16 protein-coding genes are annotated in these 16,547 nt (G+C 54.0%); 3 read left to right on the top strand and 13 right to left on the bottom strand.

Going from position 1 to position 16,547, the window contains the following annotated elements; translation table 11 throughout:
* Positions 1 to 613: 613 nt before the first annotated feature.
* From cheW to flhD, 6 genes are all read right to left on the bottom strand, one after another.
* Positions 614 to 1,117 carry a chemotaxis protein CheW gene (gene cheW, locus L362_RS12945; RefSeq protein ID WP_008500420.1) on the bottom strand — a complete coding sequence of 168 codons (504 nt, stop codon included), beginning with the start codon at positions 1,115 to 1,117 and terminating at the stop codon, positions 614 to 616.
* Positions 1,118 to 1,136: 19 nt separating this feature from the next.
* Positions 1,137 to 3,173, bottom strand: a complete 2,037-nt coding sequence (gene cheA, locus L362_RS12940) for a chemotaxis protein CheA (RefSeq protein ID WP_008500419.1) — start codon at positions 3,171 to 3,173, stop codon at positions 1,137 to 1,139.
* Positions 3,174 to 3,177: 4 nt separating this feature from the next.
* Positions 3,178 to 4,107, bottom strand: a complete 930-nt coding sequence (motB, locus tag L362_RS12935) for a flagellar motor protein MotB (protein WP_008500418.1) — start codon at positions 4,105 to 4,107, stop codon at positions 3,178 to 3,180.
* Entirely contained in the window at positions 4,104 to 4,991 is an 888-nt protein-coding gene (gene motA / locus L362_RS12930; RefSeq protein ID WP_008500417.1) for a flagellar motor stator protein MotA, read from the bottom strand. Before motA ends, motB begins: the two co-directional genes overlap by 4 nt.
* A 123-nt stretch (positions 4,992 to 5,114) precedes the next feature.
* Positions 5,115 to 5,693: a flagellar transcriptional regulator FlhC gene (gene flhC / locus L362_RS12925; RefSeq protein ID WP_008500416.1), complete on the bottom strand. Its 579-nt coding sequence runs from the start codon at positions 5,691 to 5,693 to the stop codon at positions 5,115 to 5,117.
* A gap of 2 nt (positions 5,694 to 5,695) precedes the next feature.
* On the bottom strand, positions 5,696 to 6,046 hold the full coding sequence (gene flhD, locus L362_RS12920) for a flagellar transcriptional regulator FlhD (RefSeq protein ID WP_008500415.1): 351 nt from the start codon (positions 6,044 to 6,046) through the stop codon (positions 5,696 to 5,698).
* Positions 6,047 to 6,841: 795 nt separating this feature from the next.
* Here flhD and uspC point away from each other — a divergent pair.
* Positions 6,842 to 7,270 carry a universal stress protein UspC gene (uspC, locus tag L362_RS12915; RefSeq protein WP_008500414.1) on the top strand — a complete coding sequence of 143 codons (429 nt, stop codon included), beginning with the start codon at positions 6,842 to 6,844 and terminating at the stop codon, positions 7,268 to 7,270.
* A gap of 15 nt (positions 7,271 to 7,285) precedes the next feature.
* Here uspC and otsA read toward each other — a convergent pair whose 3' ends face one another.
* The 5 genes from otsA to araF form a co-directional block, all read right to left on the bottom strand.
* Complete coding sequence (gene otsA / locus L362_RS12910) at positions 7,286 to 8,710, bottom strand: alpha,alpha-trehalose-phosphate synthase (protein WP_021240457.1); 1,425 nt, start codon at positions 8,708 to 8,710, stop codon at positions 7,286 to 7,288.
* Complete coding sequence (gene otsB / locus L362_RS12905; protein WP_023344441.1) at positions 8,685 to 9,488, bottom strand: trehalose-phosphatase; 804 nt, start codon at positions 9,486 to 9,488, stop codon at positions 8,685 to 8,687. Before otsB ends, otsA begins: the two co-directional genes overlap by 26 nt.
* A 176-nt stretch (positions 9,489 to 9,664) precedes the next feature.
* Positions 9,665 to 10,654, bottom strand: a complete 990-nt coding sequence (gene araH / locus L362_RS12900) for an L-arabinose ABC transporter permease AraH (RefSeq protein WP_171843394.1) — start codon at positions 10,652 to 10,654, stop codon at positions 9,665 to 9,667.
* A gap of 11 nt (positions 10,655 to 10,665) precedes the next feature.
* Complete coding sequence (araG, locus tag L362_RS12895) at positions 10,666 to 12,180, bottom strand: L-arabinose ABC transporter ATP-binding protein AraG (protein ID WP_008500410.1); 1,515 nt, start codon at positions 12,178 to 12,180, stop codon at positions 10,666 to 10,668.
* Positions 12,181 to 12,251: 71 nt separating this feature from the next.
* Positions 12,252 to 13,241, bottom strand: a complete 990-nt coding sequence (gene araF, locus L362_RS12890) for an arabinose ABC transporter substrate-binding protein AraF (protein ID WP_008500409.1) — start codon at positions 13,239 to 13,241, stop codon at positions 12,252 to 12,254.
* Positions 13,242 to 14,029: 788 nt separating this feature from the next.
* Here araF and L362_RS12885 point away from each other — a divergent pair.
* Together L362_RS12885 and L362_RS12880 are read left to right on the top strand one after the other, a co-directional pair.
* On the top strand, positions 14,030 to 14,533 hold the full coding sequence (locus L362_RS12885; protein WP_008500408.1) for a non-heme ferritin-like protein: 504 nt from the start codon (positions 14,030 to 14,032) through the stop codon (positions 14,531 to 14,533).
* Between the two features lie 156 nt (positions 14,534 to 14,689).
* Positions 14,690 to 16,033, top strand: coding sequence for an anaerobic C4-dicarboxylate transporter (locus L362_RS12880; protein ID WP_008500406.1), 1,344 nt, complete (start codon positions 14,690 to 14,692; stop codon positions 16,031 to 16,033).
* A 42-nt stretch (positions 16,034 to 16,075) separates the two neighbouring features.
* Here L362_RS12880 and L362_RS12875 read toward each other — a convergent pair whose 3' ends face one another.
* Together L362_RS12875 and azuC are read right to left on the bottom strand one after the other, a co-directional pair.
* Positions 16,076 to 16,327, bottom strand: coding sequence for a DUF2766 family protein (locus tag L362_RS12875; protein WP_008500405.1), 252 nt, complete (start codon positions 16,325 to 16,327; stop codon positions 16,076 to 16,078).
* A gap of 107 nt (positions 16,328 to 16,434) precedes the next feature.
* Positions 16,435 to 16,518 (bottom strand): stress response protein AzuC, encoded by an 84-nt coding sequence (azuC, locus tag L362_RS24650; RefSeq protein ID WP_014884364.1) that lies wholly within the window; start codon positions 16,516 to 16,518, stop codon positions 16,435 to 16,437.
* Positions 16,519 to 16,547 lie beyond the last annotated feature (29 nt).

A 16,547-nucleotide genomic window follows, 5' to 3' on the forward strand; every position in this document is an offset into this window, starting at 1 on the left:
TGGCTCGAACACGTAGGCCGGGTAAGCGTCAGCGCCACCCGGCTTTGTTTTAGGCTACGCGACTCGCCGCGATATCCTGCAGTGAAGACGGCCCCCGAGCATTAACGTATGGGTAGCCACGGAAGCTAAGCCGGTGGAGCAGGATGTAAAAAAGCCGGGTGGCGGCTTCGCCTTACCCGGCCTACAAATGGCCCGAACACGTAGGCCGGGTAAGCGTTAGCGCCACCCGGCTTTGTTTTTATGCCACGTGACTCGCCGCGATATCCTGCAGTGAAGACGGCCCCGAGCATTAACGTATGGGTGGCCACGAAAGCTGAGCAGGTGGAGCAGGATGTAAAAAAGCCGGGTGGCGGCTTCGCCTTACCCGGCCTACAAATGGCTCGAACGCGTAGGCCGGGTAAGCGTCAGCGCCACCCGGCTTTGTTTTTATGCCACGCGACTCGCCGCGATATCCAGCGGCGAAGAAGGCCCCGAGCATTAACGTATGGGTGGCCACGGAAGCTAAGCTGGTGGAGCAGGATGTAAAAACGCCGGGTGGCGGCTTCGCCTTACCCGGCCTACAAATGGCTCGAACACGTAGGCCGGGTAAGCGTCAGCGCCACCCGGCTTTGTTTTAGGCTACGTGACTCGCGGCGATATCCAGCAGCGCCATCTCATCGCTGTTCAGCAGCTTCTCAATGTTCACCAGAATCAGCATACGCTCGCCGAGCGCGCCCAGACCGGTCAGGTATTCGGTCGACAGCGTGACCGCAAACTCTGGCGCAGGACGAATCTGATCAGAGGTCAGGGAAAGCACGTCAGACACGCCATCCACCACGATCCCCACCACGCGCTGCCCCAGATTCAGGACGATCACCACGGTGTTGTCGTTGTAGTCAACGTCGCCCTGGCTGAACTTCACGCGCAGATCCACGATGGGCACAATGACGCCACGCAGGTTGGTGACACCTTTAATAAACGCAGGCGTGTTAGCGATGCGGGTAACCTGGTCGTAACCACGGATTTCCTGCACTTTCAGGATATCGATGCCGTACTCTTCATCGCCTAAAGTGAATACCAGAAATTCCTGTCCTGATGGCTCGCCCGCCAGTTTCGTTACATTACTCATACCGGTCATGTTATTACCTTCTACTTAATCAGGCGGCTGTGTACGCCACACGTTGTTCACGATTTAATCCCTGAAGCGCCGACACGTCGACGATCAGCGCCACGCTACCATCACCCAGAATGGTGGCGGCAGAAATACCCGGCACTTTGCGGTAGTTGCTTTCGAGGTTCTTCACCACCACCTGGTGCTGACCGATCAGCTGATCGACCAGCAGCGCATAGCGGCGGCCCGCGCTTTGCAGGATCACCACGATACCCTGCGTGGCCTCGGTCTTCGCCCCGTCCACTTCGAACACTTTCCACAGTTCCACCAGCGGCAGGTACTCACCGCGCACTTCGAGGACGCGCTCGCCGCCCGCCAGCGGATGCAGATCTTCCTCACGCGGCTGCAAGGATTCCATTACGGCGTTCAGCGGGAGGATAAAGACTTCGTCCGCCACTTTGACGGACATGCCGTCGAGGATCGCCAGCGTCAGCGGCAGCAGGATGCGAATGGTCGTGCCGGAACCCTGTTTGGACTGAATCTCAACGTGGCCGCCCATCTCCTGGATGTTACGTTTCACCACGTCCATGCCCACGCCGCGCCCGGAGACGTCGGTCACCTGCTCTGCGGTAGAGAAGCCCGGTGCGAAGATCAGCATGCCCACTTCTTCGTCGGTCATGTTTTCATTGACCGCCATTCCCTGCGAAATCGCTTTTGCCAGGATGCGCTCGCGGTTCAGACCTGCGCCGTCATCGGTCACTTCAATGCAGATGTTTCCGCCCTGATGTTCCGCAGACAGGATCAGATTCCCGACCGGGGATTTCCCTGCGGCAATGCGGTTTTCCGGCAGTTCAATACCGTGGTCGAGGCTGTTACGCACCAGGTGCGTTAACGGGTCAATGATGCGCTCGATCAGGCTTTTATCCAGTTCGGTTGAGCTGCCCATCAGGGTCAGTTCAATCTGTTTATTCAGCTTGCTGGCGAGATCGCGAACCAGACGCGGGAAGCGGCTGAAGACATATTCCATCGGCATCATACGGATGGACATGACCGATTCCTGCAGATCGCGGGCGTTACGCTGCAGCTGGCCCATGCTGGTAATCAAATCCCCGTGGGTGACCGGGTCGAGTTCGTTTGAACGTTGCGCCAGCATCGACTGGGTGATCACCAGTTCGCCCACCAGGTTAATCAGCTGATCAACCTTCTCAACGGCAACGCGGATGCTGGTCGACTCGCTGGAGCGCGCGGCAGGTTTTTCACCACGGCCCGGTGCAGCAGCCTCTTTTGGCACCGCCTTGAGCGCCGGAGCCGCAGGCGCCACAGCCGGTGCGGCAGCCTGAGCGACAACAGCCGCCTCTTCCACAGCCGCAGGGGCATCAACCGCGACCGTTTCGGTTTCGAAGGCGATTTGATCGGCTTCAATCACAAAGCACAGCACCGCCACGATATCGTCCTGGCCAATACCGTCATCAAGCGTCGCGGCCAGGCTGTCTTTGCCTTTAACCACGTTGCTTAATTTCGCCAGGTTACCCAGCTCTTCTTCCAGCAGGTTAACTTCATTCTCTTTAAGGCGAGACAGCACCACGCGCAGTTTGCCCGCCGGTGCGTCGGCAGGGGCAGACGCCTGCGCGGCAACCGTATCCACAACGCTCAGTTTTGCGGCAGGAACCACGGCTGCGGCAACCTCACCTTTGGCTTCCAGCGCGAGCTGGCGCAGCGCATTGCAGATGTATTCAAAGCTGGCGGCGTCAGGCTCTGCCGAACTTTTATAGGCGTCGAGCTGTTCCTGCATAATATCTTTGGTTTCCAAAAACAGGTTGATAATGTCGGTATTGAGCTGCATCTCACCGCGTCGTGCTTCATCAAGCAGGTTTTCCATTAAATGGGTCGTTTCCTGCAGGATGGTAAATCCAAACGTTCCGGCTCCGCCTTTAATGGAATGCGCCGCACGGAAGATGGCATTGAGCTGCTCGGAATCCGGTGCTTCGGGCACCAAATCGAGCAAGTGTTGCTCCATATCGGCCAACAATTCGTCGGCTTCATCAAAGAATGTCTGGTAAAAATCGCTAATATCCATGCTCACGCTATCACCTCGGATTGGCTGGTGGCGATGTTGGAACGGCAGCCGAAGGAACGGCCCCAGGCTGTTTTAAATCGTCCAGTGACTCATTCTGACTTTCGGCGTTTTCATGCAGGATGGCCTGCTCCGCCTGCTGGTTCAGCACTAAAAGACTGATACGACGGTTGATGGCATCATCCGGCCCGCGGTCGGAAACGCGCATGGTTGCGGCCATGCCGACTACGCGCAGTACCTTGCCATCATCAAGCCCACCTGCCACCAGCTCGCGGCGCGAGGCGTTGGCACGGTCGGCAGAAAGTTCCCAGTTGCTGTATCCCTTCTCCCCACTGGCGTACGGGAAATCATCCGTGTGGCCTGACAGGCTGATTCGGTTAGGAATGCCGTTCAGCACCGGTGCAATGGCACGCAGAATATCGCGCATGTACGGTTCGACTTCCGCACTCCCGGTTTTAAACATCGGGCGGTTCTGGCTGTCGATAATCTGGATACGCAGCCCTTCCTGCACCAGGTCAATCTTCAAATGCGGTCGCAGCGCGCGCAGCTTCGGATCCGCTTCAATCAGCTGATCGAGATCGCCACGCAGTTTTTTCAGGCGCGCCTGTTCCATCTTTCGTTTCAGCTCGTCGATGTTCGGCTCTTTTTTCACCTCACCCTTCTGCTGGGTGTAATCATCGCCGCCGCCCGGGATCGGGCTTTCGCTGTTAGAGATACGCGGCCCGCCGGCCACCGCCGTTGCCAGCGGCGTGCGGAAATATTCGGCAATCTGGATCAGTTCTTTTGGGCTGGAGATGGAGATCAGCCACATCACCAGAAAGAACGCCATCATTGCGGTCATAAAATCGGCGTACGCGATTTTCCACGAGCCGTGGGCGCCATGCCCACCGCCCTTGTGCTTGCGTTTTTTTACGATGACGATCGGATGGGACTGGTTTTTCATGCGTCCTCAGTTGTCGTCTGTTGGTTTGGGTTTTTCACCGCACGCACGTGTTCTTCAAGCTCGATAAACGACGGACGCTCGCTGGAGTAAAGCGTTTTACGGCCAAACTCAACCGCGATCGGTGGCGCATAACCGTTGAGGTTAGAGAGCAGCGTGATCTTCACGCACTGCATCATTTTGGTGGTTTCCGCGCTCTTCTGGCGCAGCACGCTGGCCAGCGGAGAGATAAAGCCATACGCCAGCAAAATACCGAGGAAGGTACCCACCATCGCATGGGCAATCAGCGCGCCGAGCTCGGCTGCCGGACGGTCTGCCGAGGCCAGGGCGTGAACCACCCCCATGACCGCAGCAACGATACCGAATGCCGGAAGCGAGTCGCCGACCAGCGCCAGGCTGTTAGCCGGCACTTCCGATTCGCTTTCATGGGTTTCAATCTCTTCATCCATCAGCGCTTCGATTTCGAAGGTATTCATGTTGCCGCTGATGATCAGTCGCAGATAGTCGACGATGAAATCCAGCATCATGGCATCAGCAAGAATGCGCGGATAGCTGGCAAAAATTTCGCTCTCTTTCGGGTTTTCAATATCCCGCTCAAGCGAGAACATGCCCTGCTGACGCGACTTCGCCATCAGGCGATAGAGCAGTGCCAGCAGATCCATATACATGCTTTTGGTGTATTTTGAGCGACGGAACAGCAACGGAATTGCCTTCAGCGTGCCCTTGATCGATTTACCGTTGTTGCCAACGATAAAAGCCCCTACCCCTGCGCCGCCGATGATAATAAGTTCAGCCGGTTGATAGAGTGCTCCAAGGTGCCCGCCGGTCATCATGTAACCGCCGAAAACTGTACCGAGAACTACCAGGTAACCTAATAAGATAAGCACGACATCATCCTTCCGCTAGTGACTATGGCAAGGACGTCCAGCTCGCAGCGTTGACCGTTCGCGGGGTAAAAAAAAGCAGCGGTAATCGCTTACCGCTGCTGGAATCTTTCCCACTCGTTCGGGTTAAACAGCTTGTTCGATCTGTTCATCCAGCAGTTGTGGAATAATATCGGCAGCATCCCGGGAAAGTTTACGTCTTTTTACTGCACGGGAAGGAGGCTGACATAAACTACAGGCGAAGCTGCCTGCAGGTTGGTGAGCATGGGTAATGAAATTGCCGTTGCAGCAGTTGCAGCGCGACAGCTCAAGCATTCCGCTCTCAACAAAACGCACCAGCGTCCATGCGCGGGTCAGCGCCAGCAGAGGACCTTCTTCCTGCTGTGGGCATTGTTCAAGGTAAAGTTTGTAGGCTTTGATCACGGCGTCAACGCCGCTACACAAACCGGTTTTGAGAAGATACTGCCAGGCATTACAGAACATGGAAGCGTGAATATTCTGCTCCCACGTCATAAACCAGTCGGTAGAAAACGGCAGCATGCCTTTCGGCGGGGGACTACCACGTAACTCTTTGTACAGTTTGATGAGACGACCACGGCTCAACTGCGTCTCGCTTTCCAGCATTTGTAAACGAGCACCCAGTGTAATCAGCTCCATGGCCAACTGTATGTCACGCGCTTCCTGAACAATGCTTTTCTCGCTCATTGCTAGGCCCTTTTCTTACGGGCTACGTCATCAGGCTGGCTGATTTCGTTAAGCAAGCGAGTAGAGAGAAGAATACCGGTATGGATCTGTTGAAGATCGTCTACACGGGACTCCTGCGTCAGACGCGTTATAGTCTGAGAGTCATCGAAACGGAACTGGCAAACCAGTTGATTCGTTTCAGCCAGTTTAACCATCTGCGGGAGGGTTAAACCACCCAGCATGGTTGCCATCTCTTCGTTAATACCCAGACGAAACATCGCGGACGCCTTGTCCTGACTAATCAAACGCTGCGCGAGCAGTAAATACGACAAATTGATGTCATAGATATGTTTTAGCAACTCGGATGTATGCATTGTTCCCATCCCGAATAACCAACTATTATTTTTATGCGGAAAGACCGCACCCCGTGATGTCGCCGGGAAATCACCCGGTATAAAAAAGAAAAGGCTAAATGCATAGTTGAATTTAGGTTTGTATTCATCGAAACGCGTAAGAGAGGAAACGCGAATGCGTCTCTTACATGTTTTATCATTTCTTACAAATAACTAAGATTTTTCCTAATTCGACGCAAACTCTACTCGTCAGTTTTGACACATACAATCCAGCCATCCTCAAATTTAAAAAAAATGTGATCTACGTCACACAATTTAAGTGAATATGACCCATAAATCCATCAGTATGACTTGTAATTTGTTCAATTATTAACCAATCGACACTGTTTTGTATTCTTAATTGACGAATACTCATGCAGAAGGGGGATCAGAACTGGCATGCAACGTGCTTTTCCTCGGGTGGGCGTCGCGCGGAAACATTTACATCATTCACCCCTCCGGGAAACATTTTTCTTACTGTGAAAAAACATAGAGTTATGCAGGCAGCCCAAAAAAGATGTTTCAGAGCGTGATCATTCGAAATGATTTTGTAACGCATCAAAACGATTCAACAGTCAAGGCATAAAATTGTGTGATTTACGTTAAGTTGTTAATTTTTTTCATTTAGGCGCATTTTTCAGTTATTCTTCTTATAAGAATAATTAATGAATAATTATGATAAGCTTCACACTAATGTCGTAATCAGCCCTTGCAGAACCCGGAAAATCGCGGTAAAGGTGATCAAACGCTGTCAGTCAGACACCCAAGGAGTGCGCCATGAGTTACTCCCATCTACTTGTTTCTGTTGCCGTTTCCCCAGAAAGCCATCAACTCGTCGCCCGGGCAGTTTCCATTGCCAGACCTCACAATGCCCGCATCAGCCTCATCACGCTTGCGGCCGAACCCGAGATGTATAATCAGCTGGCTGCCCCCATGCTGGAGGATATTCGTGAGGTACTTCAGGAGGAAACGCAGCAATTTCTGCGCGAGCTGGTCGAAAAGGCACACTATCCTGTCTATGAAACTGTAATTGCGACAGGAGAACTTAATGCCCATATTCTCGACATGTGTCGTAAACAGAATATTGATTTAGTGATATGCGGGAATCATAACCACAGCTTTTTATCGCGCGCGGCCTGCGCGGCGAAATCCATTGTCGCATCAAGTCAGGTTGACGTGTTATTAGTGCCGCTTGGGGGGCGTTAACCCCCCAGGGAAATATCAGGCAAGTTTAGGGAAAGTTGCGATCTTTTTTTGTAAATCGCCTTCATGGCTTTGTGGGGCGATATCGCGGAGATCCTGAATAAAACGCGCCTGCCAGTGGTTAATATCGTTCTTCCGGATCGTCTCCATCATTTCAGCATGGCGGGAAATACGTTCCGTGAGCGGCATGGTCAGCGCGCGGTTAAGGGCATTCGCCACGTCATCGCGATCGTAAGGGTTCACAATCAGCGCCGAGGTAAGCTCATTCGCGGCCCCGGCAAACTGGGATAGCACCAGCACACCCGGATCGGCGGGGTCCTGCGCTGCCACATACTCTTTCGCGACCAGGTTCATCCCGTCGCGCAGCGGCGTCACCAGGCCAACGTCCGCATAGCGGAAGACCTTCATCAGGATCTTGCGGTCGAAGTGCTGATTCAGATAAAACAGCGGCGTCCAGCCCAGCTGCCCGTAGCGGCCATTAATGCGCCCGGCTTCTGTCTCCAGCTGATGGCGAATGTCCTGATAGGCCTGAACCTCACCGCGCGACGTCGGCGCTATCTGGGTATAGCGAATTTTACCGTGGTGCTCCGGATATTTATCCAGCAGCGTTTCATATGCCAGGAAGCGTTCCGGCAGCCCTTTAGAATAATCAAGACGCTCGACCGAGAAGATATTTTTCACGTGCTTGAGTTCATTCTTAAGCTGCGCCAGCTTCGGCGGCAGCGGGCCGGAGGCCTGCTCCGCGATTTCGTCAGGTTCAATCCCTATTGGATACACTTCGGTGTGGAACGTTTTTCCCCACGCCGTATGGGTTTTCCCGCCTTTGGTCACCAGACGCGCTTTCCCTGACACGGAGTCCAGGAATGCCAGGCGGTCATTTTCCGTCTGGAAGCCCAGCAAATCGTAGTCACACAGCGCTTCCAGCAGCTCTTCATGCGGCGGCAGCGCGGTAAAAATTTCCGGCGTCGGGAACGGGATGTGCAGGAAGAAGCCAATCCTGTTATTCACTCCCCTCTTTCGCAGCTCTCTGGCGAACGGCAGCAGGTGATAATCGTGGATCCATAAAATATCGTCTTCCTCTATCAATGGCAGCAGTTTATCCGCCAGCAGCGCATTCACGCGCGCGTAGCCTTCGAAGGATTCACGCTGGAATTTGACCAGGTCAAGACGATAGTGAAACGCCGGCCACAGGACGGCATTCGAGAACTGCGAGTAATACTCGTCGTAGTCTTTCTCTTTCAGTGCAAACGACGCCCACGTGATATTCCCGCGCGTCACTTTTTTGAGCGGTTTCTCTTCTTCACTGATTTCTCCGCTCCAGCCAAACCACAGCCCGCCAGCGGCTTTCAAGGCACCTAACACCCCTACCGCCAGGCCACCCGCACTGGCTTTTTTATCATCAGGCGGTGCGATTCGGTTAGAGACGACGACTAAGCGACCCATAATGGTTTCCCCCTTTGTTTTGCGCTATTTGTTGTTGTTGCTGGTTAGCGATATCAGATACCCACTGCCAGACGCTGGCGACATCCGCCAGCCGCCATTCGGCGACAGTGTCACCAGGCCCTACCTTAACGGCGATCCCTCCGGCCTGATTAACCACACGGAACCCGGCCTCGTCGGTCAGGTCATCCCCAAAGAAAACAGGCGTCCGGCCCTTAAAAGGTGCCTCCGCCATAAATGCGGTGATGGCTGCGCCTTTATTAATCCCCTTCGGCTTTAACTCCACCACGCATTTGCCCGGCTGCAGCGCCAGCTGTGGATGCGCATCCGCAACCGTCTGAGCAAGCGCGAGCACGGCATCTTCGTGCTGCGGTGCCTGGCGATAATGCAGGGCAAAGGCCATGCCTTTGGCTTCCAGCTCGGTGCCAGGCAGGTCGGCCAGCGCAGCAGAGAGCCGCTTCTGGAGCGTTTGCGTGAGTGCGTCGGGGAGTGAAACGATATGCGTTTGATCATGGATGTCGCGGCGCTCCGCTCCGTGTACACCGGCCAGCGGAAAGTGGTATGGACTGGCGAGCAGATCCAGCTCGGCCATTGAGCGCCCTGATATCAATGCCAGTGCTCCCTCATTCATGAGCGAGAGCTGATGCAAATCCTGTAACACCGCCTCCGGAATAGACACCTGATCGGGGTGCGGTTTTATCCCGGCGAGCGTGCCGTCGAGATCAAAAAAGAAAGCATAATGTCCGGGCAGTACAGGCGGTGCGGTTAACAAGTCAGCCACCCTTTTCCTCCTTACGGTTGACGAGAGGTAAACGCCTTTACCTCTTTCATAGCCATGTAAGTATAGACAGTGTGACGTCGCTCGCCATTTGACAACCGCCCCGCCAGTTTTACTGGCGGGGCGGTGAAGGGGTCAACTATGGTTATAAGTTGAGCAATAAAAGAAGTGCAAAACGGTTACACGGTACGCTTCGCTTTTTGCTTGTAACGGTCGAATATCACCGCTGCCAGCAGGATCAGACCACGCACCACGTACTGCGAGAACGGCGAAATATTCAGCAGGTTCATGGCGTTCTCTACCGTGCCCAAAATCAGGATACCGGCCACCACATATGAGATTTTTCCGATGCCTCCCTTGAGGGAAACGCCCCCTAACACGCAGGCCGAAATAACGATCAGCTCATAACCGATAGAGGTCATTGGCTGGCCGCTGGTCATACGCGACGCCAGAATAATCCCCGCCGCGGCAGAAACCAGCCCCGAGAGCACAAAGATAATAATCTTGGTGCGCACCACCGGTACCCCGGCCAGACGGGCGGCCTCTTCGTTACCGCCAATCGCCAGCGTATTACGGCCAAAGGTGGTCCGGTTAAGCAGGAAGCCGAACAGGATCAGGCAGGCCACGGTCAGCCAGATAGGCGCAGGCAGACCCAGCCAGTTGGCGTAACCCAGCGTAAAGAAGCGCTCGTCTTCAATCCCCACCGCTTTACCGTCGGAGATGATATAGGCCAGCCCGCGGACAATTTGCATTGTCGCAAGCGTCGTGATCAGGGCGTTAATCTTCAGGCGCGCGATAACAAAACCGTTCACCAGGCCGCTGATGACGCCGAGTAACAGACCGGCAAAAACGCCAATCCACAGGCTCTCCGTCATGTTGATCACCACGGCCGTCGTAACGCCTGCACAGGCAATCACCGACGCCACCGACAGGTCAAAATCGCCGGAGGCCAGACAGAACAGCATCCCGCAGGCCACCATCCCGGACATGGAGATGGCGAGACCCAGCCCCTTCATATTAATGAAGGTGGCAAAGTTGGGGACAAAGATCGCGCAGGCGACGAACAGTGCGGCAAACACCACCAGCATGCCGTACTGATCCCAGATACGCCCAACGCTCAACGCCGACTTCGACTTCGGCACTCCGGATGTAGTAACAGAGGACATCATTAACTCCTTACTCAGGCGACGGCCTGGCTAACTTTAGGCATGGCGAGGTTCAACGCCTGTTGTTCATTCGCCTGTTCATGAAGTAATTCGCCGGCAATTTCGCCTTCACGCATCACCACAATGCGGTCGGCCACGCCAAGCACCTCCGGCAGATCGCTGGAGGCGAAAAGCACCGCCACGCCGCGTTTTGCCAGCTCATAGATCACGTTATAAATCTCGTGTTTTGCCCCCACGTCGATACCGCGCGTCGGCTCATCCAGTAAGATGACCTTCATGTCCTCCGACAGCCAGCGGCCCAGAATGGCCTTCTGCTGGTTTCCGCCTGACAGATTCATGATCAGCTGTTCCGGACCCGGCGTTTTGATATTCAGTGAACGAATATGGTGGTCGGCATTACTCGACTCCCAGCTATCGTTTATCAGGCAACCTGCGCGAATAAACTTACGGCGGGCGGAAATATTGATGTTGTCGCGTACCGAGTGCACCGGAATAATGCCCTCTGCTTTCCGGTCTTCCGGACAGAGCATCATTCCCGCCCCGATCGCGTGGGCCGGTTTCTGAATGTCTACCCGCTCGCCGTCAATGGAGACCTGCCCATCGGTAATACGGGTACCGCCGAACAGCCCTTTCATCAATTCGCTACGCCCCGCGCCTACCAGACCAAACAGGCCGACGATTTCACCGCTGCGTACGGATAACGAAATCGGCGTTCTGACGCCAGGCGCTTTTACGCTATCGAGGCGCAGACGCTCAGGGCCGTACTGGCGAGGCTGCCAGTGATAGATATCACCCAGATCGCGTCCGACCATCGCCTGAACAAGCTGGTCATGGTTCACCTGCGCCATGTCGGTAAAGGTGCGCACATAGCGTCCATCTTTAAACACGGTGATGGCATCGCTGAGAGCAAATATCTCTTCCATGCGGTGCGAAACGTACAAAATCGTCCGGCCTTCCTGACGCAATTCGCGGATCACGCGGAACAGATTTTCGATTTCCCGCTTAGAGAGCGAACTGGTGGGTTCATCGAAGGCAATTATTCTGGCGTTACGCGCCAGCGCCTTGGCAATTTCAACCATCTGCCACTGGCCGATGGAGAGATATTTCAGCGGCGTCTGGGGATCGACGTCCAGCCCCAGGTGTTTTAGCTGCAGCCCCGCTTCATAATTAAGTAGCGAACGATTCACCACGCCGCCTTTGTGCGGGAGCTGTCCTAAATAGATGTTTTCCGCCACGGTCATCTCAGGGATGAGGTGCAGCTCCTGATAGATAATGGCCACCCCGGCATTGAGCGCCGCCGTGGTATCGGCAAAAGAGACCTCTTCGCCGCGGATCGCCAGCGTGCCGGTTGTTGGCGAGTAGTTGCCGCTGAGGATTTTCAACAGCGTGGATTTTCCCGCACCGTTTTCCCCCATCAGGGCGTGAACCTGGCCGGCATAGCAGTCGAAGCTGATATCGGTCAGCGCGTTCACACCGGGGAAGGTTTTCCCGATGCCGCGAAAAGAGAGATACGGATCAGACTGTCGCATAACGTCTCCGTGATTCCTGTAGTGTGTACGTCAGGCCCCTCACGCAGGATGAGGGGCACAATCACCGCGTATTACTTCCCGCCCAGTCCTTTTTTCGCCAGCTCCTCTTTGAAGTTGTCGCGGGTGATGAGCACCACGTCGGTCACTTCGGTAAATTTCGGCGGTTCAGCTCCTTTGGTGACCCAGTTGTATAGCATCTCGCTGGATTTATAGCCGTGAACGTCCGGGCTTGGCAGCAGTGAGCCGTAGAAGCCGGTGGCCTGCGCTTTGGACAGCTCGCTGACGGCGTCAACGCCGTTGATGCCAATCCCGATCACGTCAGGTGCCTTGAAGCCCTGACCTTCCGTCGCGCGCACGCCGCCCAGCACGGTGTTGTCGTTCATGCCGACCACCAGCCAGTGTTTGACCTCCGGATGCTGAACCAGCATGGAGTTGGCGGCGTCGAAAGCGCCCGGGATATCGTTAGATTTGGTGGGGACTTTGTAGATTTGTTTTTCCGGGAAGCCGGCCGCCTTCAGCGCGTCCATTGACCCGGTTGTACGACGACGCGCCGTGTCCAGCTCATCCGCTGTAATAGCCATCACTGCGGTCTCTTTGACGTCCCAGCCGCGTTTTTGCATCTCTTTATAGAGTTCCTGGCCCTGACGTTCGCCGATTTTTGTCGCGGCCATCATGACCAGCGGGACGCTGTCCATCGGCTTGCCTTTGGCGTTCACGAACTGATCGTCAACGGCAATGACCTTCATGTCGTAACCGCGGGCTTTTGCCGCGATGGCCGAGCCCAGCTTTGGATCCGGCGTACAGATAACGAAACCTTTCGCACCGCTGGCCGCCAGGCTGTCGATGGCGTTCAGGGTTTTCTCACCGTCAGGCACGGCGATTTTAATCACTTCAAAACCTAAATCTTTCCCGGCCTTATCGGCGAATTTCCACTCCGTCTGGAACCAGGGCTCTTCGGGCTGTTTTACCAAAAAACCGAGCTTTAAATTCTCAGCAATAGCGGATTGTGACATAACGGCAGCCAGACCGATGGCCGCCAGCGCTTTAGTAAATTTGTGCATGGTAAACTCCAGCTTTAGCTTTCTTTTCTGTAGGGAATATGTGCGTGCTTCTTATTTAATCGGACTTAAAACAAGGCATTAGCGCTTACCTCGTTATAAGCGTTATTGCTGGTGATAGTTTTAGCGGGAAATTAATCATCCATAAGAGAGCCCCATCACACCGCAGAATTACAGTAATTGCGTACATAAATTCAGCGAAAAATGACATAAAAAAGGCAGTATTTGTCAGACAAATGAAATGAGGGTAAGCAGGATTATCCATAAGATTAGCTAAGATATCCCTGATGCCCCGGATCGGGCACGAGAACGCCGGACGTCAGAAAAGTGCAGTATGTTTTTCATCAAAAATGCCACACGCACTGAAAATTATTTACTCCACAGAATTTGATTTAGCGCAATTTTATTAATGCACCTGATATACGGAATAATTAATCCGTGATTCATTTTTTTACAGAGCATTATTCCGGTTTAATATTCCCGAAAGAGTAACAGCATATCTCTTCGATAAAAAATGTTGATTATCAGAGGATTATCTAAACACCGATCTATGGCGAGCTAATTGTATTTCTGTACTATATTAAAGTTTGTAATGTATGGTAAACACAGCCAATTTAAGAGTTTTCTTAGACCAAAGACAAGGGTATGCTTATTTATATCGAACACAGGAAGTGAATTTCGGTCGACTTCGTTTACTGCAGAAAGCGTATTTCTGCTCTTTTTCTTCGTACTTGCCTGGTGCTCAGGTTAAGCAACGGACATCACGTCCCACCGTCAATAAGGATATGAGTATGGCTACCCAAACGATGATGCAAAAACTTAACGCGCAGATGAACCTTGAGTTCTACGCCTCCAACCTGCACCTTCACTTAAGTGCCTGGTGCGCTGAGAATAGCCTCACGGGCTCTGCCACCTTCTTTCGCTCTCAGGCACAAAGTAACGTCACCCATATGATGCGCGTTTTTAACTTCCTGAAAGCTGCAGGGGCAAACCCTGTCGTTAAAGCCCTTGATGGGATAAACGAGAGCTACTCTTGTCTGGAAGAACTGTTTCAGAAAACGCTTGAAGAGTATGAACAACGCTGCAGCACCCTCAACAAACTGGCCGATGAAGCCAAAGCGCAGCAGGACATTACGACGCTGAGATTCTTACGCGATATGGATAAAGAGCAGCAGCAGGATGGCCTGCTGCTGAAGACGCTGGCGGATGAGCTGCATAACGCGCAGCAGGCAGGTTTATGTCCTGAGCAAACCGACCGTCACCTGCTCGACATTGTGGCGGTGCAGCACCACTGAGTTTTTGGCCTGCTTCCGTCCCGGGGAGCAGGTCCCCTTCCCCTCTCCAACCTTCTGCTTTTGCTGAAATTTAACAAATCAGATCTGGCTCCCAATGATTAACCACACAACGTGTGATGATTTATTTAATTACATAATCATTGACGAGGGAGCATCATGATCACCATTGAGTTTGTTGTCATTCTCCTCTGCCTGCTGACGGGTACGCGTTTCGGCGGTATGGGGCTTGGGTTAATCAGCGGTATTGGTCTTTTTATTTTATGTTTCGTCTTTGGTCTGCAGCCGGGTAAACCGCCGGTTGACGTCATGCTGACCATCCTCGCGGTGATCGGCTGTGCCGCTACCCTGCAAACGGCGGGCGGTCTCAACGTGATGATGCAGTTTGCGGAACGTCTGCTGCGCAAACACCCGCAGCACATCACCCTGCTCGCCCCGTTTACCACCTGGATGCTGACCTTTCTGTGCGGCACCGGCCATGTGGTCTACACCATGTTCCCGATTATTGCGGATATCGCCCTGAAAAAAGGGATCCGCCCGGAGCGCCCTATGGCCGTGGCGTCGGTCGCGTCGCAGATGGCCATCACGGCCTCCCCCGTTTCCGTTGCCGTCGTGTCGCTGGTGTCCATCCTGGCGGCCCAGCATGGGATCGGCCACGCGTGGGGAATTCTGGAAATTCTCGCCGTGTCGGTTCCCGCTTCACTTTTCGGCGTGGCTATTGCTGCACTGTGGAGTTTACGGCGCGGGAAAGATTTGGCGGACGACATGGAGTTTCAGGAAAAGCTAAAAGATCCTAAGCAGCGCGAGTTTATCTACGGCGGAACAGAGACGTTAATGAATCAGCGTTTCCCAAAACAGGCCTACTGGTCCACGTGGATTTTCTTTGCCGGCATTGCCGTGGTCGTTCTGCTGGGGGCCTTCCCTGAGCTGCGCCCCGCCTTTGAACTGAAAGGCAAAATGACGGCGCTGTCGATGAACCTTGTCATCCAGATGATGATGCTAATTGCGGGTGCCGTGATGCTGATGGCCTGTAAGGTCAATGCCTCCGCGATTTCCAACGGCGCGGTGTTCAAGGCCGGTATGGTTGCGATCTTCTCGGTATTCGGCGTGGCGTGGATGAGCGATACCTTTTTCCAGGCGCATCTCGACGAGTTAAAGCTGGCCCTGGAAGGCGTGGTGAAAAGCCACCCGTGGACATATGCGATTGTGCTGTTTCTGGTGTCAAAACTGGTGAACAGCCAGGCGGCGGCGCTGACGGCGGTGGCGCCGATGGGGTTGATGTTGGGCATCGACCCGAAAATGCTGATCGCCTTTTTCCCGGCGTCTTACGGCTATTTTGTCCTGCCGACCTATCCCAGCGATTTGGCCTGCATCGGCTTTGACCGGTCAGGCACGACCCGCATCGGTAAATTTATCATCAACCACAGCTTTATTTTGCCAGGGCTGATTGGGGTAAGCTGCGCGTGTGCCGCGAGCTACCTGCTGGTCCAGACGTTCTTCTGATAACATCAAAGGGCGACGCATGCCGTCGCCCATTTCCCTGCGTCAGTGGGACTCACCCTGCGGCGTGAATCGCAGCTCGATCAGCGCGATGGCCTTCTGGATCGCACGAAGCGTTACCGGGTCAGCGGCAGCAGGATGGCTGGCAAAATCGATGTTTTTCAGCTGGGTAGACATCTTCTCGCGCACTTCAACCGGCGCAATCACGTCCAGAACATCCAGGATTTGTTTGATAACCAGCTGGCAGGCGACAACGTCAGAGACCAGTTCCTGATCGGCGCTCAGGTTTTGTGACATGGGGTTTCTCCTTATTTAAAGGCCGCCATAGTATCAAAACACGCCCCCTGACATCTTCCCTTCAACGTCTGCAGGTATAAAAAAACCTGCCGAAGCAGGTTTTTTTATCAGAACATGGCGCCCGGCGGCACGTCTTTGAACGTGCGGCAGTAATTGGCCCACATACTTTTCAGGATTTTGCGCAGTTTCACAGTGATGCTCCATCAACTTGTTATACAAC

The sequence above is a fragment of the Enterobacter sp. MGH 16 genome, assembly GCF_000493175.1.
Lineage (GTDB): Bacteria > Pseudomonadota > Gammaproteobacteria > Enterobacterales > Enterobacteriaceae > Enterobacter > Enterobacter roggenkampii.